This is a genomic window from Rhizobacter sp. P5_C2 (assembly GCF_054049715.1).
Map to the genome: position 1 here is coordinate 1 of NZ_JBFULV010000094.1, position 23,445 is coordinate 23,445.

At 68.0% G+C, this 23,445-nt stretch carries 19 protein-coding genes and 1 pseudogene; 10 read left to right on the forward strand and 10 right to left on the reverse strand.

The window, feature by feature from the left end; genetic code table 11:
* Both ACXJLU_RS26100 and ACXJLU_RS26105 read left to right on the forward strand, forming a co-directional pair.
* Positions 1–950 (forward strand): VWA domain-containing protein (locus ACXJLU_RS26100; RefSeq protein WP_457336026.1); only part of this gene is annotated, 950 nt, incomplete at its 5' end.
* Positions 947–2,965 carry a hypothetical protein gene (locus ACXJLU_RS26105; protein WP_457336028.1) on the forward strand — a complete coding sequence of 673 codons (2,019 nt, stop codon included), beginning with the start codon at positions 947–949 and terminating at the stop codon, positions 2,963–2,965. The genes ACXJLU_RS26100 and ACXJLU_RS26105, both read left to right, overlap by 4 nt.
* Here the strand turns inward: ACXJLU_RS26105 and ACXJLU_RS26110 are convergent.
* Positions 2,950–4,185 carry a serine hydrolase domain-containing protein gene (locus ACXJLU_RS26110; RefSeq protein WP_457336030.1) on the reverse strand — a complete coding sequence of 412 codons (1,236 nt, stop codon included), beginning with the start codon at positions 4,183–4,185 and terminating at the stop codon, positions 2,950–2,952. The genes ACXJLU_RS26105 and ACXJLU_RS26110 overlap by 16 nt on opposite strands.
* Positions 4,186–4,416: 231 nt before the next feature.
* Here ACXJLU_RS26110 and ACXJLU_RS26115 point away from each other — a divergent pair, with 231 nt between their 5' ends.
* Positions 4,417–5,094 (forward strand): hypothetical protein, encoded by a 678-nt coding sequence (locus ACXJLU_RS26115; RefSeq protein WP_457336032.1) that lies wholly within the window; start codon positions 4,417–4,419, stop codon positions 5,092–5,094.
* A 130-nt stretch (positions 5,095–5,224) separates the two neighbouring features.
* Positions 5,225–5,779, forward strand: a complete 555-nt coding sequence (locus tag ACXJLU_RS26120; protein WP_457336034.1) for a thioredoxin family protein — start codon at positions 5,225–5,227, stop codon at positions 5,777–5,779.
* A gap of 6 nt (positions 5,780–5,785) precedes the next feature.
* Here the strand turns inward: ACXJLU_RS26120 and ACXJLU_RS26125 are convergent, their stop codons facing one another.
* Complete coding sequence (locus ACXJLU_RS26125; protein ID WP_457336036.1) at positions 5,786–6,526, reverse strand: response regulator; 741 nt, start codon at positions 6,524–6,526, stop codon at positions 5,786–5,788.
* Between the two features lie 175 nt (positions 6,527–6,701).
* Between ACXJLU_RS26125 and ACXJLU_RS26130 the strand changes: the two genes are divergently transcribed.
* The 3 genes and pseudogenes from ACXJLU_RS26130 to ACXJLU_RS26140 all read left to right on the forward strand — a co-directional run.
* Positions 6,702–7,127, forward strand: a complete 426-nt coding sequence (locus tag ACXJLU_RS26130) for an organic hydroperoxide resistance protein (RefSeq protein ID WP_457336038.1) — start codon at positions 6,702–6,704, stop codon at positions 7,125–7,127.
* Between the two features lie 38 nt (positions 7,128–7,165).
* On the forward strand, positions 7,166–8,473 hold the full coding sequence (locus ACXJLU_RS26135) for an ATP-binding protein (RefSeq protein ID WP_457336039.1): 1,308 nt from the start codon (positions 7,166–7,168) through the stop codon (positions 8,471–8,473).
* Between the two features lie 5 nt (positions 8,474–8,478).
* A pseudogene (locus tag ACXJLU_RS26140) lies at positions 8,479–9,180 on the forward strand (cytochrome c biogenesis CcdA family protein); the annotation flags it as partial.
* 477 nt (positions 9,181–9,657) lie between these two features.
* Here ACXJLU_RS26140 and ACXJLU_RS26145 read toward each other — a convergent pair.
* The 4 genes from ACXJLU_RS26145 to ACXJLU_RS26160 all read right to left on the reverse strand — a co-directional run bounded on the left by ACXJLU_RS26145 (position 9,658) and on the right by ACXJLU_RS26160 (position 16,809).
* Positions 9,658–10,389 (reverse strand): DUF4240 domain-containing protein, encoded by a 732-nt coding sequence (locus ACXJLU_RS26145; RefSeq protein WP_457336041.1) that lies wholly within the window; start codon positions 10,387–10,389, stop codon positions 9,658–9,660.
* A 12-nt stretch (positions 10,390–10,401) separates the two neighbouring features.
* Positions 10,402–12,756, reverse strand: a complete 2,355-nt coding sequence (locus ACXJLU_RS26150) for an RHS repeat-associated core domain-containing protein (RefSeq protein ID WP_457336043.1) — start codon at positions 12,754–12,756, stop codon at positions 10,402–10,404.
* A 7-nt stretch (positions 12,757–12,763) separates the two neighbouring features.
* Complete coding sequence (locus tag ACXJLU_RS26155; protein WP_457336045.1) at positions 12,764–15,655, reverse strand: LamG domain-containing protein; 2,892 nt, start codon at positions 15,653–15,655, stop codon at positions 12,764–12,766.
* A gap of 470 nt (positions 15,656–16,125) precedes the next feature.
* Positions 16,126–16,809: a glutathione S-transferase gene (locus tag ACXJLU_RS26160; protein WP_457336047.1), complete on the reverse strand. Its 684-nt coding sequence runs from the start codon at positions 16,807–16,809 to the stop codon at positions 16,126–16,128.
* Positions 16,810–17,053: 244 nt separating this feature from the next.
* Between ACXJLU_RS26160 and ACXJLU_RS26165 the strand changes: the two genes are divergently transcribed.
* Entirely contained in the window at positions 17,054–17,815 is a 762-nt protein-coding gene (locus ACXJLU_RS26165; protein ID WP_457336049.1) for a DUF4397 domain-containing protein, read from the forward strand.
* Here ACXJLU_RS26165 and ACXJLU_RS26170 read toward each other — a convergent pair.
* From ACXJLU_RS26170 to ACXJLU_RS26185, 4 genes are read right to left on the reverse strand one after another with little or no spacing between them, the layout of a single operon-like run.
* Positions 17,802–18,455: a response regulator gene (locus ACXJLU_RS26170; protein ID WP_457336051.1), complete on the reverse strand. Its 654-nt coding sequence runs from the start codon at positions 18,453–18,455 to the stop codon at positions 17,802–17,804. The two genes, ACXJLU_RS26165 and ACXJLU_RS26170, sit on opposite strands and share 14 nt — an antisense overlap.
* A gap of 58 nt (positions 18,456–18,513) precedes the next feature.
* On the reverse strand, positions 18,514–18,870 hold the full coding sequence (locus ACXJLU_RS26175; protein ID WP_457336053.1) for a hypothetical protein: 357 nt from the start codon (positions 18,868–18,870) through the stop codon (positions 18,514–18,516).
* On the reverse strand, positions 18,867–21,284 hold the full coding sequence (locus tag ACXJLU_RS26180) for a hybrid sensor histidine kinase/response regulator (protein ID WP_457336055.1): 2,418 nt from the start codon (positions 21,282–21,284) through the stop codon (positions 18,867–18,869). The genes ACXJLU_RS26175 and ACXJLU_RS26180 overlap by 4 nt, the downstream gene beginning before the upstream one ends.
* A 6-nt stretch (positions 21,285–21,290) precedes the next feature.
* The gene (locus ACXJLU_RS26185) at positions 21,291–22,469 is read right to left on the reverse strand and encodes an HD domain-containing phosphohydrolase (RefSeq protein ID WP_457336057.1); all 1,179 of its coding nucleotides are present in this window, start codon (positions 22,467–22,469) and stop codon (positions 21,291–21,293) included.
* Between the two features lie 219 nt (positions 22,470–22,688).
* Between ACXJLU_RS26185 and ACXJLU_RS26190 the strand changes: the two genes are divergently transcribed.
* The gene (locus ACXJLU_RS26190) at positions 22,689–23,165 is read left to right on the forward strand and encodes a Csu type fimbrial protein (RefSeq protein ID WP_457336059.1); all 477 of its coding nucleotides are present in this window, start codon (positions 22,689–22,691) and stop codon (positions 23,163–23,165) included.
* Positions 23,166–23,178: 13 nt separating this feature from the next.
* Positions 23,179–23,445, forward strand: a 267-nt coding sequence (locus ACXJLU_RS26195; RefSeq protein ID WP_457336061.1) for a hypothetical protein, incomplete at its 3' end; no start/stop codon positions are given.

Here is a 23,445-nt window from a genome sequence, read left to right on the forward strand (position 1 = left end):
GCGAGGCCTCGCAGCTGACGGTGCCGGAGTGGATCAACGGCATCCACGAGCTGTTCCCGAAGGAGACGATCGAGCGCCTGGAGCGCGACGCGATCGAGCGCTACGGCATCGACGAGGTGGTGACCAACCTCGAGGTGCTGGAGCGCGCGACGCCCAACCCGGCGCTGCTGCAGGCGGTGTTGCGCACCAAGCACCTGATGAACCCGCAGGTGCTCGCGATGGCGCGCAAGCTGGTCGACAAGGTGGTGCGCGAGCTGATCGAGAAGCTCGCGAAAGACGTGCAGCGCGCCTTCAGCGGCGCGCGCAAGCCGCAGCAGCTGCGCCTGCAAGGCGCTGCTGCCCAGTTCGCCGCGCGCGAGACGCTGAAGCGCAACCTGCGCCACTACGACGTGCAGCGCGGCCGGCTCGTGATCCAGCGCCCGCTGTTCCACGTCAACACGCGGCGCGTGCTGGAGCCCTGGCAGGTGTTCCTGCTGGTCGACCAGAGCGGCAGCATGCTGAACTCGGTGATCCATTCGGCGGTGACGGCCGCGTGCCTGTGGGGCCTGCCGGGCATCAAGACGCACCTGATCGCGTTCGACACCGAGGTGGTCGACCTGAGCGACAGCGTCACCGACCCGGTCGAGGTGCTGATGGGCGTGCAGCTCGGCGGCGGCACCTTCATCGGCAAGGCGGTGGGCTATGCCGCCGAGCGCATCAGCGTGCCGCGGCGCGCGGTGGTCGTGATCGTCAGCGACTTCTACGAAGGCATGCCGGAGCATGTGCTGATCGGCCACGTGCGGGCGCTGGTGGCGCAGGGCAGCACCGTGCTCGGGCTGGCCGCGCTGGACGAGCGGGCCGATCCGGTCTACGACAAGGAACTCGCCGGCCGGCTGGTCGAGGCCGGCGCGCAGGTGGGCGCGATGACGCCGGGGCAGCTGGCTGCGTGGCTGGCGGAGAAGCTGAAGTGAGCGACGCAACGAACCCGGTCCGCGACGACCTGCTGCACCTGTCGCCCGAGGCGCTGTCGCATGCGGCGAACGCCGGCATCGTGAAGCGCGCGGTGCGCGAGCTGGCCGGCGGCTACCGGCCGCGGCTGACGGTGGATGCCCAGGGACAGCTGGAGGCGGCGTTCGACGACGGCGTGAGTTGCCGCTGGCCGGCCGGCGTGGCGATCCAGGACGCGCGCTGCAGCTGCAACGCGGCCGGTGTCTGCCGGCACCGCGTGATCGCGGCGCTGGCGTACCGCGAATCGGCTTCGGCGCAGGCCGATGAGGCGCTGCCGGTCGCCGCACCGGTGGCCGATGCCGACGATGCGGCGCTGGCGCGCGTCGTGCCAGCCACGCTGCTGGCGCAGGCCGGCCTGCTGCGCGATGCCGGCATCAGCATCGAGCTGCGGCAGCGCGGCGGCGGCGACCCGTGCGACACCGCGCGGCTGCCGAGCGCCACCGTGCGCTACTGGGGCGGCGCCGCGCTCGAGACCGCGCGCTGCGACTGCGTGCGCGCGGCGGCCTGCGAGCACGTCGCGCTCGGCGTGTGGGCGTTCCGCGCGGCGCGCGAACAGGATGCGGTGGCAACGCAGTTGACGGTGCGGCTGGGCTCGGCGGGCCAGGCCCATGCGGTCGAGCGGGCGCCATTCGAGCAGCTGGTCGAGGTGATCGTGCGGCAGGGCGTCTCGCAGGGAGCCGACGCGTTGATGCAAGGCCTGTCGACGGCGCGCATCGCCGCGGCCGACGCGGCCTGGCTCGCGCTGCTGCTCGCCGACCTGGAGACCTGGAGCGAGGGCTACGCGAAGCGCCGCGCGCTGTACGACGCCGCGCAGGGCGTGGACCTGCTGGCCGAGCTGGGGTTGCGGCTGGCCGGCGGCGGCCTGCCCGGCCATGCCGCCGCGGTGCTCGGCATCGGCCAGGCCGGCGAGACCGCGCTCGACCGGGTTCGCCTGATGTGCCTGGGGGCGCGCACGCAGCGCGATGGCGAGAGCCGCCGCACGACCCTGGTGATGGCCGACATCGACACCGGCACGCGCCTGGTGCTGGCACATGCGTGGCAGGTGCCCGAGGCGCGGCGTGCCGACGAGGCGGCGATCCGCGCCGCCGAGCGGCTCGCGCCCGGCGTGCTGCTGGAGGCGCTGGCGCAAGGCCAGTTGCTGGCGCAGCAGGCCGCGCGCCGGCCCGACGGCAGCGTGCGGCTGGCGCGTGCGCGCAGTTCGCAGAACAGCGTGCTGCCGCAATCGGCCGACTGGGCGCAGCTCGGCGCGCCGCTGCGCTTCGACAGCGTGGCCGCGCTGCGCGCCGAGCAGCAGGCGCACCCGACCGCCGCGCTGCAGCCGCGGCATGCGGCGCGGCGCTTCATCGTGTTCAGCCCGGCTGCTGTGGAGCCAGCGGCCTACGACGCCAACGAGCAGGGCGTCGCGCTGCTGCTGCGCGATGCGCAGGACGCGCCGCTGCTGGTGCAGCGCTTCCACGAACGCCATGCGCCGCATGCGCTCGATGCGATCGCCGCGGCGGCGAGCGGCCGGCACGGCGCGCTGCGCCACGTGGCCGGCGTGCTGAGCTGGCAGCACGGCGTGCCGAGCCTGGAGCCGTGGGCGCTGGGCTGCGAGGGCGGGTTGCTGGTGCCGGATTTCGCGAAGGCGAATGGCGCGCTCGGCGCGCTGCCGCTGGGGGTGGCGCAGTCTGCCAGCAGCGACCCCTGCACGCTGCAACTCGAAGCGCTGCGGCAGCAGCTCGCGACGCTGCTGCACCATGGCCTGGCGCGCCTGCCGCGTGCGTGGGCTGGTGAATCGGCACCGCTCGCGCGTCGGTTGGAAGCGGCAGGGCTGCGCGAGCTGTCGCAGCGGCTGCAGGCACTGTCGACCGAGGTGGTGGCCGCGCAGGTCAACCCGGGCGATGCGGTGCTGGCACCGGCGCTGCTGCAACTGCTGGCGCTGCGGCAGCTGCATGAAGACGCGGCGATGCTGGAGCGCGGCGACTACCAGTCGCCGTAGGTCGCGACGATTCCGCGCAGCAGCGCGTTGCGCTCGGCGCCCAGGTGGTTTCCGCTCGCATCGCCCGAGGCGTCCTTGCCGACTGCGGTGTGCACCACCACCAGCTTCAGCGCCGGGTCCACGAAGATCGCCTGGCCATAGACACCGAGCAACATGAAACGCCGCTGCCGCCCCGGCACCAGCCAAGTCTGCAGGCCGTAGCCGAAGTATTTGCTGCCGTGGTACGCCATCTGCCCCGGCCGGAAGGCCTCGGGCTGGCGCGCGGGGTCGGTCATGTCGAGCAGGTGCTCGCGTGACACCACCGCAACACCGTTCACCTGCCCGTCGGCGGCCAGCATCATCCCGAGCCGCGCGTAGTCGTGCAGCGTCGCATTGAAGCCGCCCTGCGCGAGTTCCACCTGGTCCGCAGGGTTCAGCAGCCAGCTCGCGGCCGCCTGCGCGCCGATCGGCTTCCACAGGCGCTCGCCGACGTAATCGCACAGCGTGCGGCCGGTCGCGCCGCGCAGCACCAGGCCCAGCACCTCGGTCTGTGCGCCGGCGTAGTTGAAGCGCTGTCCCGGCGGATCGCTGCGCTCGGTGACCTCGCGCGCCGCCTGCACGATGCCAGCGCGCCGCGCCGTGGCGTTGAAGCGCGCGCGATCGTCGTTCGGCGTGTAGTCCTCGACGTAGCGCGCGCCCGACGCCATGCGCAGCAGGTCGACCAGGCGCGTGCCGCCATACAGCGTGCCCTTGAGCGCGGTTGCGTAGGCCTCGGCCGGGTCGTCGAGCGACTTCAGCAGGCCGTCTTCCAGCGCCGCCATCACCGCCAGCGCGGTGATCGTCTTGGCCATCGAGTTCGACAGCATCCGCATCGCCGGCGTGCGGCCGTAGTTGTAGCGCTCGGCGACGATCTCGCCGTCTTTCACGACCAGCAGGCCGGTCGCGCGCTGGTGCTGCATGTAGTCGTCGAGCGTCAACCGGTGACCCTGGTAGCGGTAGCTGAACGGCGTCTCGGCGGCCGCGGCCTTCAGCGCGACCGGCTTGTCGGCCGGCGCCAGCGCGCACGACGGGTTGAAGCTGTCCATCGCGCTGAACGAGCCGACCAGCCAGGGCTCTTGATAGGCCTGCCGCAGCGTGCGGGCCGCGGGGTAGCCGGCGGCCTGGCCAAGCGCGGCCTCGTCGGGTGCCGCGGACGCGACCAGCGGAGCGAGCAGCAGCAAAGGCAAGTGACACAGGCGCATCGGCCGATTGTCGGGCGCGATGACAGTGCCGTAACGTTTTTTTACGCTCATGTCATGTCAACGAGTGTCTTGCGCGTTCGTTCATTGTCGCAACTAACAAGACACCACACCACCAGAGCCGTCGTGCCGATCTCCGGATCTGCATGGGATGGGCGGAGCCTTGTCGGTTACCGCCCCTCCACAACACCTCTTCAAATCATCATGCAACTATCACACACCCCTTCCTTCCTGTTGATCGCCAGCCTCTGCGCCACGCTCGCCGCTTGCGGTGGCGGTGGTGACGACTGCCCGCCCGCGGTCGACCCGCCGGTCGAGACGCTGCCCGGCGTCAGCGACTGCTTCACGGCCAAGCCCGGCCTGCGCTACACGATCTCCGATCCGGACAAGACCTATATCGCGAAGTCGGTCCTCTACACGCAGGAAAAGTTCGACGGCGCCGTCCACCCGGTGCAGATCGAGTACTTCGACGTCGAAGGCACCTCGCACGCCGCCAAGCACTATTTTTCGATCGAGGCGGACGGCGTGCGCTTCTGGGGCGACTACGACTACACGCCCGAGGGCGTGCAGGCCACGAAGTCGGTCTACACCGGCTTCCTGCTGCCGAACACGCTGGCCCCCACCCAGACGGTGACGATCCACTACACCGACAACAACTACTTCACGAACGGCGGCTTCCTGGCCGAAGCCGAGCAGGAGACGTGGACCTTCGAAGGCCACGAGACACTGACGATGGCCGGCCGCAGCTTTCCGAACGCCTGCCGCTTCAAGGTCATCGACGACACCCTGCCGTCCTTCGGGACGACCGTGATGTGGGTCGCGCCCGGCTACGGGCCGATCCAGTACAAGTTCATCAATGTCGACGGCACGGTCAGGGGCGTGCGCAATCTCGCCAGCGTGACCGAACCCTGAGCGCCGCGCGGTCATTCCCGTGAAACGTAATGTGTCGGCGTGCCGGGCCGACACACAGGCCTACGAAGAAACCTCGGCGGTGGCGGTGCGCGACCAAGAATCCGCGCACCCGCCACTCCGCACCACCGCCATGAACCTCCGATCCAACGCCCTCCTCGCCGCCGTGGCCATCGCCGCGACGGTGGTTCTCGTCACGCTGGCCGCACCACCGGCCATCGGCACGCCCGCCGCCGCCCACCCGGTGGCGGCGCCCGACTTCCAGGGCATCGCCACCTGGCAGAACTCGCCGCCGCTGAAGATGGAGGCGCTGCGTGGCAAGGTGGTGCTGGTCGACTTCTGGACCTACACCTGCAGCAACTGCCTGAACCAGTTGCCGCACGTGAAGGAATGGCACGACAAGTTCAAGGACCAGGGTCTGGTCGTCATCGGCGTGCACACGCCGGAATACGCCTTCGAGAAGTCGACGCCCAACGTGCAGGACGCGATCCGCAAGCTGCAGATCACGCACGCCGTCGCGCAGGACAACGACTACGCCACCTGGCGGGCGTACGGCAACCAGTACTGGCCGGCGCTCTACCTGATCGACAAGCAGGGCCGCATCGTCTACACGCACTTCGGCGAAGGCCGCTATGGCGAGACCGAGAACAAGATCAAGGCGCTGCTGGCCGAGACGTCGGCACCGTGATCAAGCTCAGTCGCGCGACTCGACGCCCGACGCGAAGACGTAGCCTTCGCTGCGCACCGTCTTGATGTAGCGCGGCTCGCGCGCATCGTCGCGCAGCCGCTGGCGCAGCCGGCTGACCAGCAGGTCGATCGAGCGTTCGAACAGCTCGGCCTCGCGGCCCTGCGTGAGGCTCAGCAGCTGGTCGCGGCTCAGCACCCGCTGCGGGTGGTCGAGGAACACGCGCAGCAGCCGGTACTCGGCACCGCTCAACGCCACCATCACGCCCTGCTCGTCGAGCAGGTGGCGCGCGACGGTGTCGACCTCCCACTCGCCGAACGCCAGCCGGTGCGAGGCCTCGGCCACCCGCATGTTCGGCGGCAGCATGCGGGTGCGGCGCAGCACCGCGCGCATGCGCGCCAGCAGCTCGCGCGCGGCGAACGGCTTGGCGAGGTAATCGTCGGCGCCCATCTCGAGCCCGAGGATGCGGTCGGCCTCTTCGTTGCGCGCGGTCAGCATCACGATCGGCGTCGCCTTGTACTTGCCGCTGCGCAGGTCGCGGCACAGCGTCAGGCCGTCTTCGCCGGGCAGCATCAGGTCGAGCACGATCAGGTCGAACGGGCCGGACTCTTCCAGCGCCGCGCGCATGTGCCGGCCGGTCGGCACGGCCACCACGCGCAGGCCGTTCTTGACCAGGTAGGTGGTCAGCAGTTCGCGGATCTCCCGATCGTCATCGACGATCAGCACATGGTCGCTGGGCTTGGCTTGCATGGCCGTGACTGTAGTGCGGCGGCCGCCCGGACGCAGCCCCTTTGTATTGCAGTGTGTCCGGGTCGCACCGCGCCTACATGCGAATGCAAATCCGGGGGGTGGCCGACACACCGGGGATACAGCGGGCCGTTGAAATACAGGCTCGCTTCAACCAACCCCTCCTGAAGGAATCGCCATGCTGCAGAAGATCGCCAACGTTCTCTATACCGCTGCCACCCACACCACCGGCGGCCGCGACGGCGCGGGCCGCTCCAGCGACGGCGCACTCGACGTGCAGCTGAGCCCGCCCGGATCGGGCAAGCCCGGCACCAATCCCGAGCAGCTGTTCGGCGTCGGCTACTCGGCCTGCTTCTTGGGGGCGATGCAGATCGCCGCGCGCCAGCTGAGCATCAAGTTCCCGGCCGACACCGCCATCGACGCCCGCGTGTCGCTCGGCAAGACCGCCGGCGACGTGAGCTACGCACTGGCTGTCACACTGTCGATCAGCCTGCCCGGCCTCGACGCCGACGTGAAGCGCCGCCTGGTCGACGCGGCGCACCAGACCTGCCCGTACTCGCATGCGACGCGCGGCAACATCGAAGTCGACTTCGTGATCGCCTGACAGCGACTGCCCGACCCCACCGCAACGGACCGCCAGACATGATCCACGTCACCCTGCCGATGCCGCGCTCGCTGTTCGCGCGCGTCACGCTGATCATCGTGCTCGGTCTCGCGATCGCGCAGGGCCTGACCTTCGTGCTGATCCGCTACGAGCGCGGCATGGCGCTGCGCGAGCTGATGATGCTCGGCATCGAGCGCGACATCGCGAGCTCGATCGCGATCATCGACCGCCTGCCCGCCGACGAACGCGACGGCTGGCTGGCGCGGCTGGAGCGCCGCAACTACCGCTTCTCGCTCGGCGGCAGCGCCGACGGGCCGGCGCCGACGGATGCGATGCTGCGGCAGTTCTCGACCACCATCGTCGATGCGATGAAGCCGTTCGAGACGGTGCGCGTGGCCGAGGTGCCGCAGCCGTTCGGCGGGCTGCAGATCCAGGTGAAGCTGTCGGATGCGAGCATGGTGATCGTGCATGCGCGCCGCGTCGACATGCCGGTGTCGGGCTGGGTCAGCTGGGTGCTGGCGGCGCAGCTCGCGGTGCTGGCGCTGTGCGCCTGGATCGCGGTGCGGCTGCTGACGCGGCCGCTGGCGGCACTGGCCGCCGCGGCCGACCAGCTCGGTCCCGACCTGAAGGGCCAGGCGCTGCCCGAGCAGGGCCCGAGCGAGGTCGCGCACGCCGCCCGCGCGTTCAACGCGATGCAGCAGCGCATCGCCGGCTATGCGGCCGAGCGGGTGGAGATATTGGCCGCGATCTCGCACGACCTGCAGACGCCGATCACCCGCATGCGGCTGCGCACCGACCTGATGGACGACGGCCCCGACCGCGACAAGATCCGCCAGGACCTGGACGCGATGAACCTGCTGGTGCGCGAGGGCGTGACCTACGCGCGCACGCTGCACGGCGCGACCGAGCCGCCGTGCCGCATCGATGCCGACGCGCTGTTCGAGAGCCTGATCGCCGACTACGAAGACGCCGGCGAGGCGGTGCAGCTCGAAGGCCGCGTCAGCGCGCCGATCGTGTCGCGGCCGAATGCGCTGCGCCGCATCCTGATGAACCTGATCGACAACGCGCTGTCGTTCGGCAGCGAGGTGGCTCTGCGGGTGCAGACCGACGGCACGCGGCTGACGCTGTCGGTGCTCGACAACGGGCCGGGCATTCCCGACGACCAGCTGGAGGCGGTGCTGAAGCCGTTCTACCGCCTCGAGGGCTCGCGCAACCGCAGCACCGGCGGCACCGGGCTGGGCCTCGCGATCGCGCACCAGCTGGCGATCGCGATGGGTGCGCAGCTGAGCTTGCACAACCGCAGCGCCGGCGGGCTCGAGGCGCGGCTGGTGCTGCCGCTGGAGTGACCACGATGCTGACCCTCCTCATCGCCTATGTGGGCGGCGTGCTGACCATCCTGAGTCCGTGCATCCTGCCGGTGCTGCCCTTCGTGTTCGCACGCGCCGACCGGCCGTTCCGCTTGCACGGGCTGCCGATGCTGATCGGCATGGCAGCCACGTTCGCGGTGATCGCGTCGCTGGCGGCCGTCGGCGGCGGCTGGGTCGTGACGCTGAACGAGGCCGGGCGCTGGGCGGCGATCGCGCTGCTCGCGGTGTTCGGGCTCACGCTGCTGTGGCCCGGGCTGGCCGATCGGCTGAGCCGGCCGCTGGTCGCGCTCGGCGTGCGCTGGTCGGGGGCGGGGGAAGACTCGGCGCTGTCGCCGGTGCTGCTCGGCATCGGCACCGGGCTGCTGTGGGCGCCGTGCGCCGGGCCGATCCTCGGGTTGATCTTGACCGGCGCGGCACTGAACGGTGCGAGCGTCGGCAGCTCGCTGCTGCTGCTCGCCTATGCGGCCGGTGCGTGCACCTCGCTGGCGGCGGCACTGCTGTCGGGCGGGCGATTGTTCGCGCTGATGAAGCGCTCGCTGCACGCCGGTGAATGGCTGCGGCGCGTGGCCGGTGTCGCGGTGCTGGCGGGTGTCGGCGCGATCGCGACCGGGCTGGACACCGACGTGCTGAGCCGCCTGTCGCCGGTAGGAACCACCGGCTGGGAGCAGGCGCTGGTAGACAGGATTCACCGGGCAGTGCCTTGAACTTAAACAACGACCAGCTCTATGAGCTCACGTGGAAGGCAAAAGGAATGCCCACTGTAGCGGGCGAGATCATCCATGTGAGTCATGCTAAGCGCTCAAGCCTGAAGGGCAGCACCCGCCCGGCCGCCCGCGCTTATATGCCGTCAAGAACGATGCTGCACCTGTCCGCACCCGTCATCCGACTTCCATGAGACGCGAACAAAGATGCGATAAGCCATCACGTAGGCGAAAGCTACACAGAAGACAACAATGGCTGTCTCAGCCACAAGACCTCCCCGCAGGGGAACGAAGGGAAACAGAAAGAACAGAAGCATCGGCGCAATTAGAAATGCAATAGTTCCCGTCACTCGTCCCTGCGAATGACACGATTGGCATTCAATGCATCCGGATTTTTCCGATAGAACCCTGAACGGAGAAATATCATTTCCGCAACGGCAAAACCGTGGGGTGTGGCGACCGCTACAACGATATTCTGGAGAAAAGTTTCGCATCAATATGCATCCCTCTCTCGGCGTCAGCAAATCGGATGAGAGCGACAGGACTGCCGGGAATAGGGAACGTGACAATGGTGCCAGCCCCATAGCTCTTGTGATTGACGCTGTCACCCACTTTGAGAATACCAAGGCCGTCGACCGCGACTTCATGACTGGCAGAAGGCCCTTGCTGCGGCTCCCAAGAAAAACTGCCGCCATAGACAGCCCACAGCTTCGGAAGGCGCTGCGATATCTTCTCAGCGGAAGAATCCTGCCAATTCCATGCCCCTATGAAATCCGTTTGTGACAGGGGAATCTTCGCATCTCTTGCGCCATGCACCGAGAGCATCGAGAGTGATTCAACGAATGGGTCACTCAAGGAAATCTTCTTTGTCCTTGCCAAATCCAGTAACGTTTCCGGATCCAGCAACATCGCAGTGGTGACCTCCTCGCCTTGCCAAATCACCCAATTCCTGAAATAGGAAAATGAATCATCGCCGCAAGGGGCCCCAGCAATCAGGGAACACGCCTCCCATACTTCAATCTTGTTCAGGGACTCAAAGAGATCAGCGTAATATTTTGAGTACTGGAGGGCAATACCACTACCCAAGCCATCGTGGGCCGATCTCAAGAGCGACTCATGTGAGTCCACAGGCTCGGGAATCGAGGCTCTTTGCACTTCGATGAAAGCCCAAAAATCATCCATGGTATTGTTCATGAAACAAAGCCTTCATTGACAAGGAATACATCTCTTGCTCCACCATTCCGTGTACTTCTTCCACCTAACATCACCAGTATCCGGGTTCTTCTTGATATTTGCAAAAGGCCGAAGCGCCTGGATCTGCTGAGTCTCAGCATACTCACAATCCCTGCGATTATTATAAGTTGCAATTACCAAGAAATGCAAATCACACATTTCGCATTTGTATATATTCATTTTCCCATCGGGACCATTTTCATGCTCTCTTTCCCGGAAATATGGATCTCTTGAAGTTATTCCGACGTAAATTACCTCATTCTGACAATCCTCGAGATTGTATACAACACATTGACGATCACTCAACGGAAGCGGTGGGACTACGGGGGTTGGCTTTTGTTTATTCGGAGGGGTAGCGTTGGGTGTAACGATTGGATCCTTGATCGGCGTCGGGCCGTTCACCACTGGGAGAGGCCCTTTATTGACACCATTATGACAACCGGTACATAGGTTGAAGAAGAGCAATCCACTCGGATCAACAAGGCTCACCGGGTTAGCCTCGACATAAGCAAAAGTGTTGACGCCGCCCACCAGCCCAATCGGGTCGCTCGAGTCATACCGACCAATTGTCGGGTCATAGCTACGGAAGTAGTTATACCAAAGGCCGCTCTCTGCATCTGCATACTGCCCCGGGAAACGAAGGTTCTGCGTGAAGGCTCCGAGCCCACTGGGATTTGCCTCCGGCGCCGTCGTCCCGAACGGCTCGGCGAACCACCGCCAGCGGGTCACGTCGTTCATGTCGACGACAAGCCGCGGCGCATTCAGGTGGTCGGCATGGATGTAGAAGACCAGCGGCGCGCCACTTGGGTTGGCCGGATCCGGCGTGAACATCGCCACCGGGATGTCATCGAGCCAGATGTATTCGCGAATGGCGGCTCCGTTCTGGTCGTATTCCCCGAGCAGCTCGCCGTTGAGCCCGTACACGAAGATCACCGTGCTGCTCGCCCCCGCGCTCGTCACCTTGCGGATGCGCCGCTTATCGGCGTCGTAGGTGTACGTGCCGGTGACGCCCGCTCGGGTGATGCTCGCGAGCGACCCGCTTAAGCCGTACGTCGCCGTGTAGTTCGTGCTGTCGCTGGTCGTGTTCCCGGCGTTGTCATAAACGAAGCTGCGTGCCGGGTTCGTGATGCTGATGAGCCGGTTGCTCGTGGCCTCGGTCGTGTAGAGGCTCGGGCTTCCGTTCAGGCTCACGCCCGTGCGATTGCCGTTGGGGTCGTAGGTGATAGACCAGCTGCTCGCGACCGTCGTCACCTGCGTGATCCGGTCGTTCTCGTCATAGCCGAAGCTTTGGTCCAGCGCCGGCTGCGGGATGCCGTCGTTGGCACTCAGGTGCGTGAAGCTGATGATGCGATCGGCTGCGTCGTAGGTCACATCTCGGAAGACGTTGCCAAGCCGGTATCGGGTCACTCGGCCGCTCAAGTCGAAGAAGCGCTCGTGCGGCACCGTGCCGGCGGCCATGTTCCAGTTCCAGCTCGTCACCGGGCCGAACGGTTCCCACTTGATGTCGGTGAGCAGCGGCACAGGCGTGCCGTTCGCGTCCTGGGCCAGGCCGATCCCGGTCACGTGCCGGCTGGTGTAGCTCTGCGCGACCTTGCGGCCCGACGGGTAGGTGATGCTGGTCAGGCGGCCCAGCGTGTAGCCGTAGCGCGTGATGCTGACGATGGCGGTGCTGTTGGCACCTGCGGCTGGGCTCACGGACTGCACCGCTTCGAGCACCCGTCCGCGCTGGTCGTACTTGAAGCGCGACCAGCCGTTCGGATGATCGGTGCGGCTCAGCCGGTTCGCGCTGTAGCTGTAGTCCGGCCCTTTCAGGTCATAGGCCCAGCTCACCGTCTGGCTGGGCTGGCCGCTCTGGCTGTAGACCAGCTGCGTCAGCCGGTCCATCGCGTCGTACGTGTAGCTCTCCAGCACGCCGCGGCTGTCGGTGCGGGTCGTGATGTTGCCGATCTCGTTGTAGGTCTGGTTCGCCGTGCCGGTGTCCGGGCTGATCAGCTGCGTCGCGTTGCCGAAGCCGTCGCGCGGGTACTGCGTGACCAGGTTCCTCGGGTCGGTGACCTTCGTGGTTCGATCCCCGCCGTCGTACTCGAAGCTCGTCTTGCCGTTCTTCGGATCGGTGTGATCCTTCACCCGGTACAGCGGGTCGTAGCTGAGCTTGGTCTCCAGGTTCAGCGTGCCTGCGCCGCGGATGATCTTGGTGCGGTTGCCCTGGGCGTCGTACTCGTAGCGCGTGATCGGTGTCGGCGACACCGGCGGAGGCGGCAGGGTCTGGGCGGTGGCGACCTGTGCGAGCAGCGCCGCTGCCAGTGCGATGGTGTGCAGTGTTCTCATGTTCCCCTCACTCCCTGCCACTGTTCTCTTGGGCGCGGCCCAGCGCGTCCATCACGCGTGCCATGTTCCGCTTCAGGCTGCCGGTCGGGTCCTTGACCGTCTGGCCGGTCGAGTTGCCGGCGTTGTCGAGTGCGTACTCGATGCGGTTGCCGCTGTCGTCCGACACCGCCTTCTGCCGGTGCGCGTCGTCGTACTCGTAGGCGGTCCAGCTGCCGTCGTGCTGCGTCACCAGGATCAGCTGGCCGACCGGGTCATAGGCATAGGTGGTCGTCTCACCGCCCACCGTCGTACTCAGCAGGCGCTGGCGCAGGTCGTAGGTGTTGACGGTGACCACGCCGTCCGAGTCAGTGCTCTGCAGCAGTTGCCCAGCCTTGGTGTACTTGTCGTACGCGGTCACCTTGCCGGCGGCATCGGTCGTTGTGGCCAGATCGCCCTTCGTGTGATTGGCGTCCGTGTCGGCGAAGTAAGTGGAACTCGTCGTCACGCTGACGCCACCTCGTGTGCGCTTGGTTGTCAGCACCTGCCCCGCCGAGTTGTACGTATACGTCCAGGTGCGGGCCGGCACGCTCGCATCCACCCCCGTCAACCCGCCGCCGCTGCCCCCTCCTCCCTGCACCGGCGAGGCGGATGCCGGGAAGGGCGCCGCCCACACCGTGAAGGCCCCCGTGTAGCGCGCCACGCCCTTGGTGATCCGCACCTCGTCGATGTAGCCCGGCCACTGCTGGATCACATCGCCCGCCGCGCCCAGCGTGGCATTGCTGCCCACCGGCGCGTACAGCGACCCGCTGATTGCGGTCTGCCCGACCAGCGCACCGTTCACGAAGAAGCGCAGGCTCGTGCCCTGGCGCGTCACGGCCACGTGCACCCAGGCACCGCCCGGCACGAAACCGGCGGCCGGGAACGAGAAGCCCTCGTTGCCGAGCGTGGACGTGAAGAACACCAGCCGGTTGGACGAGTCCACGCCCAGGTACCACGAGCACTTGCCGGCCGCCCACAGCGTGACGATCGCGCCCGCGTCGCTCGGCGTCGCCGTCCTGAACACCCACGCCTCGACCGTGAAATCGCCGCTGCCGAACAGGTAGTCCGCCGTCACCGGCGACACGGCCACCCCGCTACCGGGGTTGAACGATGCCCCGCCGAACCTCGACTGTGTCGTCGACAGCGCCGCATTGCCGGTGCTCGTCCACGTGTGATGCGCCGGCCCGTCGTCGGTGAGCGTCGTCGTGCCGTTGCCGCCGTCCAGGTGCAGCAGGCTGCTCACGCTCGCGTAGCTGGCATCCCCCGGGTCGCTGCTCGCCGGCGGCGCGAAGACCCCGGCCGCCAGCGCCTGGCTGCCATCGGCATCGGTGGTGGCCAGGTCAGTGCGTTTGCACAGCACCGCGATCGGCTTGCCGTCGGGCAGTTGCGCGCCGTCCGCGCAGTCCGCCAAGCTGCCCGTCACCGGGTCGCGCTGGCCGTTGTAAACGTTGATCTGCAGCTCGCGCGGGCCCGAGCGCGCCGCCACCAGCGGCCAGTCCGGGTGCCACTGCGTGCTGGTCTTGCGCGCGCCTGTCGGCAACGCAGCGCCACTGCCCACCACCGCCGCGCACGATGCACCCGTGCCCAGCCCCTCGACGCTCGCACTCTCCAGGTTGCGCGCCATGTCGTAGGCGTAGCATGTGCGCCCGCCGTTGAAATCGTCCCGGCTCGCGGCGTTGCCGTTGGCATCCAGCACGCTCGTGCTGGTGCTCGCCCCGCAGCCGCTGCCCGCCGCCTGGCTGCGGCTCGTGAGCCGTGGCACCCCGCGCACGACGCTCGTGCCCAGCTGCGTGTTGCCGCCTTGCGGCAGCGTCACCGTCACGCCCTGCGGCGCCTGCCACTCGTGGTCGACCCGCAGCACACTCTGCGCCGCGTCGAAGGTCTCCGTCACGCGCCAGCGCGGCGCCACGTCGTAGCTCACCCTGTAGCGGTCCACGCCACCGGCCAGTTCGGTGCCTGTCGCCAGGCCGTCAGCGTCGTAGCTGTACGTGGACATGCGTCTGGCCTTCTCGTCCACCAGCCCGGTCAGCGCCCACGCTTGGGCCGGGGCTTCGTACAGGAACTGCCGCTGCGTACCGTCCGGCCACACCAGTGATCCCAGCTGCCCGTCGGCGGTGTAGGCCACCACGATGGCGGCACCCGCGGGATCGACGATGCGGTTGATGCGCATCGACCCGCCACCGGCGTCCTCGTACTGGAACTGCACGCTGCGCCCGCGTGAGTCCTGCACCTTCGTCAGCAGCGCCGCCGCGGCGCTGCTGTCGTAGCTGAACTCCAGGCGCTCACCCGCGGCGAAGTCGATCGCGGCCAGGCGGCCCAGGTTGTCGTAGGTTTCCTCACTGCGTGCCGCTGCGTCGACATAGCGCCAGCCCGCGATCAAGCGCTCCAGCCGGTCGTTCACATCCGCATCGGGCAGGTATTGACCTGAGTCGTTGCGTTGGAAGCTGACCCAGTCACCGCCGCCGCGCGAGGCCTGCACCGCCTGCGCCACGCCCTGAGGGTCGGACTGGATCACCAGGCTGCGGTGCCAGCTGCTGTGCCACAGCCCCGCGAACGACGGCAGCGCCGTCGCATTCCACGGACCTTCTGGCCCATCCACAGGAAGCATGCGGCGCGTGTCGTACCTCGCCGCCAGAGCCTGCCCTCCGACGAGCCACGAACCCAGCACCTCGGCCTGCGCTCGGCTACCGGTCAGCGGGTAGATGGGGTTGCCGAACTTCGGCGAACAGGCCAGTGGCTTGTCGTGCCCGATGTCGACGCGCGTTACCGAGGTTTGATTGATCCAGCCGCTGTCGCTCAGCCAATCGGGTATCACCTGGCCCGTGCTGATCTTGAACACCGTGAAGTCGATGGAGCAGCCGCTGCCATTGCCGGATGGCACGGCGAAGTTGACGTGACCTATCGCGTACCCTGGTTCGAATACGACGCTGGCCGCAAAGATGTCCTTGTACACGTCGCACGCCTGCACGGCCGTCGGCACCCATCTCGTGCAACCCGCATCGGGCGGAAACGTTCCGCCCCGGAAGCACACCGCCCACCTCGTCTCGCTTGCCGACGCGTGCCCGCACAACAGCCACGCCAGCACAACGACCCACGGCCGCCACTTCGCCATTCGCATCGATTCCTCCGTTGACCCTGCTCTGCGCCTCGTCACACCCGCTTCTGGGAGACAGCTCGACGTGGCGCCGGCGGATTACAAGAGAAACCAGCGGAAACAGCAACGACCCGGTGCTCGGCGCGTCGGCCCTGCACAACACGATTCCCTTTGGTGATGCGTCCTGCGTTGAATCGCGATATTTCGCGCACACGCCAGCGCGCGAATACCAAGTCACCTTGCAGAAACCATGCAGATCAATCGTTCGCGAAGTCGTACGGCCCGCCGCGCTCCAGCGCGCGCTGGTAGGCCGGCCGCGCATGGATGCGCTTCAGCCACGCCATCAGCTTCGGCCGCCTCGCATCCAGCCCGGCGCGCTGCGCCGAAGCCTCCACCGGAAAGCTCATCTGGATGTCGGCCGCGCTGAACTCGCTGCCGGCAAACCACTCGCTCTTGCCGAGCTCGGCCTCCATGAAGTCGAGCTGCCGCTTCAGGTTCGGCTCGACCATCAACGCCAGCACCTTGGCCGAGATGCCCTTCGCGATCGGCTTCACGAAGAACGGCATCGGCGCTTTCGGGATGCGGTCGAAGATCAGCTTCAGCAGCAGCGGTGGCATCGCCGAGCCTTCGGCGAAGTGCAGCCAGTAGGTGAAGCGCAGCGCTTCCGGCGTGCCGGGTTCCGGCTTGAGCCGACCCTGGTTGCCGGGCCCGAAACGCGCCAGCAGGTACTCGATGATCGCGCCCGATTCGGCCAGCGTGTTGCCCTCGTCGGTGATCACCGGCGACTTGCCCAGCGGGTGCACCTGCAGCAGCTCCGGCGGCGCCAGCATCGTCTTCGGGTTGCGCTGGTACTTCTTGATCTCGTACGGCACGCCCAGCTCTTCGAGCAGCCAGAGCACGCGCTGCGAGCGCGAGTTGTTCAGGTGGTGGACAACGATCATGCGGTCTCCTTGGTGCCGGATGGCGGCAGGGGTGGCTCGAACGGCAGCGCCGGTGGCGCGCATTGTCGCGGTGCGGCATCCGACAGTGCCCGCCCGTGAAGGCGGCGCCTTGTCCGACATCGATCTCAGGCACGCCCCACAGCGGGTCACCGCATCCACCGACACGGTGCACGGTGCACCGACCCTAGAGTCGCCTCACGGTTTCCCGATCGATTCCACCGACTCCACTGAAAGGCTGTCCATCATGCACAAAGCTCTCAAATTCCTCGCGGCGTTCGCTCCGATCCTGCTGGTCGCCGCTTGTGGCGGCGGCGATGACAGCATCGACGACCGGCTGGACATCGCCGACCCGAAGGTGCGCTTCATCCACGCGATCCCGGCCGGCCCGAACGTCGCGCTGTATCGCAACACCGAGGTCTCCGGCGGCATCAGCGATGTCGGCTACCTGTACGCGTCGAAGTACTACGTGGTCGACACCGCACCGGCCGACTACACCGTGAAGACGACCGTCGGCGGCGCCACCGTCGGCACGATCAACTTCAACCCGACGCGTGGCAACAAGTTCACGCTGATCGCGGTGCCGGGCGAAGCCACGACCACCAACCTGCTGCTGATCAACGATCCGTACGACAAGCAGCTCACCGCCACCAACGGCCGCGTGCGCGTCGTCAACGGCTCGTTCAATGCGCAGAACGTCGACGTGTACCTGACCGCCGCCAATGTCGACATCGCCACCGTGGCGCCGAACTTCGCGGCCGCGGCCTACAAGAACGCGGTGCCGGCCTCGAGCGCGAACTCGACCGACTTCACCGCCGGCAACTACGTGATGCGCGTGACGACCGCCGGCACCAAGTCGGTGATCTTCACCGCGCCGATGGAGGTGCAGACCAACGCCGACCTGCTGCTGATGACGGTGCCGCAAAGCATCGCCGTCAACGACGTGAAGGTGCTGAAGGTGATCGCCGACAACGGCCAGCCGAGCACCGAGATCATCAACCAGCCTTGAGGCTGCTGCGATGATGCGACGCCGCCAGCAGCAGCTGGCGGCGTTGCGCATGGGCCTCCAGGAAACCGAGCACCCGGTCCCAGGGCACCGGCTTGCGGTACAGGAGCACGTTGGGCGGCAGGCCGCCGCGGCGCGCGATCTCGTCGTCGTGCAGCCCGGTGACGACCACCTGCGCCATCAAGGCCAGCTCCGCATCGTTCTGCACCGCGGCCACCAGCCGGAAGCCGTCGACCGGCTCCATCTGCAGGTCGGTGATCAACACGTCGGGGCGAAAGCGCTCGAGCTTCAACAAGGCCTCGATGCCGTCGGTCGCGAACTCGCACGAGATCGGCAGCCTGCTGCGGCGCAACACCTTCTGGTAGCTCAGCGTGGTGGTCGGGCTGTCCTCGACGATCAGCACCGTCATGCTCGACGACGGGGCCGGCGTGGCGGCCGACGCCGCCCCCGGCACCAGCTGCAGCTGGCCGCTCAGCAGCGCCTGCACCGAACTGCGGACGATGCGCCGGTGCCCGCCGGGCGTGCGCATCGCGAGCAGCACGCCGCTGTCGACCATCTTCTGGACCGAGGTGCGGGAAACCCCCAGCAGGCCGGTCACCTCGCCCACGGTCAGTAATTCCTCGTGTTCCACGGTGTCGGTCAACTTGCTGTCGGGAGAAGCGCCGATGTTACGGCCTCCGCCCGGAGCGCCCGGGCAGCGCTCAGGAGAAGCGCTGCCGCAGCCACTCGCGCGCCCCGTCGGCCGCCGCCTCCAGCAACTGCGTCACCTCGTGCTGCACCAGGACCGTGTCCAGCACCTCGCCGCCATGGCAGCTGCGCTCGATCTCGCGCACCCGGCGGCCGGCGTCGAAGCACCAGATCGATTCCAGCGAGTTCGCCAGCTCGTGCAGCACCGCGGCATAGGCGGCGCGGCCGCGTGCCGGGGCGTCTTCCAGCGCCGTGCGGCCGGTGTCCAGGTCTTCCAGGAACGCGAGCAGCACTTCGGCGATGCTGTCGGCATCGCCATCGAAATCGGCCAGCGCGCGCCGGGTGTCGAAGGTGACCTTCGGAAAGTTCATGGGTGAGCGGCTTCCAGGGTGGGTGTCAGGCTGATGCGGGGCAGGAATTCCGGCAGCTCCGGCAGCGGCTCGTTGGCGGCGATCAGCGGCACGAGTTTGCGGATCAGGCCATTGCGGTCGACCGGCTTCGTGATGTAGTCGTTCATGCCGGCCGCCTGGCATTGCTCGCGCTCGCCGCCCATCGCGAGCGCGGTCACGCCGATGATGGGCACGCTCGCGCCGCTGGTGTGGCCCGCGCCCGACACGCCGCCCATCGCGCGGATCGCGCGCGCCGCGTCGTAGCCGTTCATCACCGGCATCGAGACATCCATCAGGATCGCGTCGAAGTGCGCGCCGGCCGCCTTCTCGACCGCCTGCTCGCCGTTGTTCGCGATCTCGACGTGCGCGCCCTCCTGCTGCAGCCATTTGCGCAGCAGCATCTGGTTGATGCGGTTGTCGTCGACGACCAGCACGTGCCGGTCGACCAGCCCGTGCGCCAGTGTGTCGATGCCGATGTCGGGCTGCGTGTGCACGAAGCCGACGCTCGATGCGGCGCGCGGCAGGAAGACGATCACCTCGAAGCACGAGCCGCGGCCCTCGGTGCTCTCGACCTGGATGTCGCCGCCCATCATCCGCGCGAGCTGGCGGCACAGCGCGAGGCCGAGCCCGGTGCCGCCGTAGCGCCGCGTGACCGACTCGTCGGCCTGCGTGAAGGCGGCGAAGAGCCGCTTCTGCAGCGCCTTCGGGATGCCCACGCCGGTGTCGGTGATGGCGATGCGGATGCGGCTGCCGTCGGGCACGCGCGCGTCCCTCGCCTCGGCCACCTCGACCCGCACGCCGCCGGAGGTGGTGAACTTGATCGCGTTGTCGAGCAGGTTGTTCAGGATCTGCGTGATGCGGAACGGATCGCCCAGCAGCACTGGATGGCCGACGTGGAAGCGCGCCTCGAAGCGCAGCCCGCGCGATTCGGCCAGCGCCTTGAACGGCACGCAGGCATCGTGCAGCTGCTCCTCCAGGTCGAACGGCAGGCTCTCCAGTTCGAGCCGCCCGGCCTCGATCTTCGACAGGTCGAGGATGTCGTTGAGCAGGTTGCGCAGCAGCCGCGCGCTCGATCGCATCACGTCGATGTACTCGCGCTGGTCGGGCGTCGGCGACGAGCGCGTCAGCAGGTCCAGCATGCCGGCGATGCCGTTGAGCGGCGTGCGGATCTCGTGGCTCATGTTGGCCAGGAAGCGCGATTTCACCTGCGCCGACTGCTGCGCCTCGGCGAGCGCCGCCTCCAGCGCGCGCGCGTCGCGCAGCTCCTGCGTCATGTCGCGCAGGAACAGGCACATCTTCGGGCCGTGCGGCAGCTTCATCAGCTCGCCGTACAGCCGCACGGTGGCGGCGCTGCCGTCGGCGCACAGGATGCTGCGGTCGAGCATCAGCCGCGTGCGCTGGCCGGCGCCGTGCGCCGCGAAGTCGAGCATCGTGCGCATGAACTCGTAGCGCTCGCCCGCCGGGATGATGCGGTCGAGCCGGCCACCGACGAGCTGCTCGCCGCGCCAGCCGAACTGGCGCTGCATCGCCTCGTTGCAGATGCGCACGGTGCCGGTCACGTCGTACACCAGCACCGCCTCGGGCATCGCGTCGATCACGCGGCCGAGCGTGCGCAGTGCCTGCTCCTTGGCACGCAGCTGGTGGGTGCGCTGCGCGACCACCTCGGACAGCGCATGCGCGAGCGCCCGCAGCTCGCGCGAACCGACCGCCCGCGGGGGCGGTGCCTGCACCGGCGCCTCGAGGTGGGTCGCGCGCTCGCGCGCCCAGCTGACCAGGCGCTCCAGCCCGCGCGCATGGCGGCGCATCAGCAGCCCGAACACCATGCCGCCGGACAACGAGATCGCGACGAACAGCACGACCAGCACGCCCACTACGTAGCGCACCGTGGTGTCGGCCGGACGCAGGCTGACGGTGGCGACCAGCACGCCGTCGCCGCGCGGCAGCGGCACCCAGCTGCGCATGCGCGTGCCGTCGATCATCTGCCAGCCGGGCTGCAGCATCGCGCCGGACGCCACGTCGAGCGGCAGGGCCGGCGGATCGCCGTCGCCGCGCACGACGCGGGCCTCGCCCTGCGCCGACAGCACGACGGCGTTGACGTAGGTCGGCGCCTCGAGGTGGTTCTGCAGGCTTTGCCGCTGCGCCGCCGCCTCGAACTCGGTGCGCGGCAGGCCGCCGAGGTCGAGCGCCAGCCCGCGCAGGCGGCTCAGGCTGATCCCGCCGGCCACCTGGTGCATCGCCGCTTCGACATAGCCGAACGACGCGACGCCCAGCACGATGAGCACGACCGCGAGCGTGGCGGCGTGGATCACCAGCACCTGCGTCGCGAAGCCGCGCCGGCGAAACCAGTCGACGAACCGCGCCGCGGGTGTGCGGCGCGGTTGCACCAGGGTATCCATGATGGGTCAGATTAGAGTCATCGGCGTCGTCTTTGCAAAGGGCTCGGCCATCTCGAAGTACTGCTTGATCGTGAGAAGTTGGTCGGAAGCGTCGGTCATTGCGCTGACGACGGCCGGGTCGAAGTGCGTGCCGGCCTGCGCACTGATCTCGCGGATCGCGAGGTGCAGCGGCCAGGCCGCCTTGTAGGGCCGCTCGGTGCTCAGCGCGTCCAGCACGTCGGCCACCGCGACCAGCCGGCCCGACAGCGGGATCTCGTGGCCGCGCAGGCCCTGCGGGTAGCCGCTGCCGTCGAAGCGCTCGTGGTGCGACAGCGAGATCTCGGCGCCGAGCCGGATCACCGCGGACGACGAGTCGCGCAGCAGCTCGAAGCCGAGTGCCGGATGCCTGCGCATCAGCGTGCGTTCGTCGTCGTCCAGGCTGCCGCTCTTGTGCAGCACCGCGTCGGGCACGCCGACCTTGCCGATGTCGTGCAGCGGCGCGGCCGCCACCAGCATCTGCGCCTGGGTCAGGCTGAGCCCGTAGCGGCGGCCGATGACGGCCGCGTAATAGGCCATGCGCTCGGTGTGCTGCCCGGTGTTGCGGTCGCGCAGCGACGCGATGCGCGACAGGTGGCGCAGCGTCGACTCGTCCTCGTCGGTGATCTCCGCCTTCTGCTCGTACTGCGCGAGCAGGCCCCAGCCGCCGTGCGATGCCGGCCCCTCGCGGCCGGCATCGGCCAGCAGCACGCGGTCGAGCACCGGCGCGGCCAGCGACGGCGCCGCCATCTCGAACCGCGCCTGCGCGGCGCTCAGCAGGCCCTTCACGCGGCGCAGCAGCTCTTCGCCGGTCAGGTCCTTGGACAGCACGTCGCTCGCCCCGGCCTCCATCGCACGCGGCCGCAGGGTCTCCAGCGACTGGCCGGTGAACATCACGATCGGCAGCGTGCGCGCCGGCGGGTAGTGGCGCAGCGCCTCGATGAAGCGGATGCCGTCGATCTGCGGCATGCCGTAGTCGACCAGCACCAGGTCCGGCAGGCGGTAGTGGCAGGCCTGCAGCGCCGGCCAGGCACTGCGGAACACCGTGACGTTGCGGAAGCCCCGGGTGTTCAGCAGTTTCTGCATGCGCACACCGACGACCGGGTTGTCGTCGATCACGCAGATGCGTGGCACGAAGGGCGCGAAAGGAAGGGTGCGTGGCGTGTTCATTCGGCAAGTCTGGCAGAAAGAAAAGCGAAAATCGATTGCGATTTATGTGGTTTATTTACCAAGCAGGTGCAAAAGCACCCCTCATTCAGGGGGGTCGTCCTCACGATTGAGGACGGAATTTTCACAGGCAACTCTTCGGGAATTCGAGGACTTGCGCGGCGCATTCAACTTAATCACAATAATCACCGCAAACGCAACTTTCACACCGGAGATGCCTTCATGAAGAACGTCCTGCTCACCGCCCTGCTCGGGCTCGGCCTGGCTGCCCACGGCAGCGCCTTCGCGACCGATTCCCCGCCGCAGAACTTCACCGTCACGGTCAACCTGACGCCGGCCTGCGCGCTCGGCACCGTCGGCGGCATCGCGTTCAACTACACCGGCGCGCAGGCCACGCCGGCCACCGGCAGCGGCGGCGGCTTCACGCTGCTGTGCACCACCAACCTGCCGTACAGCTTCACGCTGGACGCCGACAGCGGCAGCTCCGGAACGGCCACGGCGCGCACCTACACGGACAACGCCACGCAGCTCGCCTACACGCTGACCACGCCGGTCGCCGGCACCGGCACCGGCGCCAGCCAGGGCCTCTCGCTGACCGCGACGATGGCGGCCAACCAGGCCGGCTCGTGCCCGTCGGCGACCGCCTGCGACAACACCGCGAGCACCAACCGCACCCGCACGCTGACGGTCACGTACTGAGCGCGGCCGGCCCATGCATGCCCATCCGCGGGTCGGATCGCTGCGCCGCCGGCACGGCCGGGTGCCGCAGTGGCACGTGCTCGGCGGCGTGTGCGCTGCGCTGGCCGGCGGCACCGGGCTGCCGGCGCGTGCCGGCAGCGCCGAGACCGGCGTCGCGGTCCACATCGCGCTGACGCTGCCGGCCGGCTGCCGCAGCAGCATCGAGCGCTCGGCCGGCGGCGCACGCGTCACGCTCACCTGCGGCGCCAACCTGTTCGTCAACGTGCGGCCGGTCATCGTG

Excerpts from the sequence above, each read along its gene's own strand:
- ACXJLU_RS26110 (WP_457336030.1), bottom strand. The coding sequence starts at position 4,185 with ATGCGCCTGTGTCACTTGCCTTTGCTGCTGCTCGCTCCGCTGGTCGCG.
- ACXJLU_RS26120 (WP_457336034.1), top strand. The coding sequence starts at position 5,225 with ATGAACCTCCGATCCAACGCCCTCCTCGCCGCCGTGGCCATCGCCGCG.
- ACXJLU_RS26125 (WP_457336036.1), bottom strand. The coding sequence starts at position 6,526 with ATGCAAGCCAAGCCCAGCGACCATGTGCTGATCGTCGATGACGATCGG.
- ACXJLU_RS26130 (WP_457336038.1), top strand. The coding sequence starts at position 6,702 with ATGCTGCAGAAGATCGCCAACGTTCTCTATACCGCTGCCACCCACACC.
- ACXJLU_RS26135 (WP_457336039.1), top strand. The coding sequence starts at position 7,166 with ATGATCCACGTCACCCTGCCGATGCCGCGCTCGCTGTTCGCGCGCGTC.
- ACXJLU_RS26145 (WP_457336041.1), bottom strand. The coding sequence starts at position 10,389 with ATGAACAATACCATGGATGATTTTTGGGCTTTCATCGAAGTGCAAAGA.
- ACXJLU_RS26150 (WP_457336043.1), bottom strand. The coding sequence starts at position 12,756 with ATGAGAACACTGCACACCATCGCACTGGCAGCGGCGCTGCTCGCACAG.
- ACXJLU_RS26160 (WP_457336047.1), bottom strand. The coding sequence starts at position 16,809 with ATGATCGTTGTCCACCACCTGAACAACTCGCGCTCGCAGCGCGTGCTC.
- ACXJLU_RS26165 (WP_457336049.1), top strand. The coding sequence starts at position 17,054 with ATGCACAAAGCTCTCAAATTCCTCGCGGCGTTCGCTCCGATCCTGCTG.
- ACXJLU_RS26175 (WP_457336053.1), bottom strand. The coding sequence starts at position 18,870 with ATGAACTTTCCGAAGGTCACCTTCGACACCCGGCGCGCGCTGGCCGAT.
- ACXJLU_RS26180 (WP_457336055.1), bottom strand. The coding sequence starts at position 21,284 with ATGGATACCCTGGTGCAACCGCGCCGCACACCCGCGGCGCGGTTCGTC.
- ACXJLU_RS26185 (WP_457336057.1), bottom strand. The coding sequence starts at position 22,469 with ATGAACACGCCACGCACCCTTCCTTTCGCGCCCTTCGTGCCACGCATC.
- ACXJLU_RS26190 (WP_457336059.1), top strand. The coding sequence starts at position 22,689 with ATGAAGAACGTCCTGCTCACCGCCCTGCTCGGGCTCGGCCTGGCTGCC.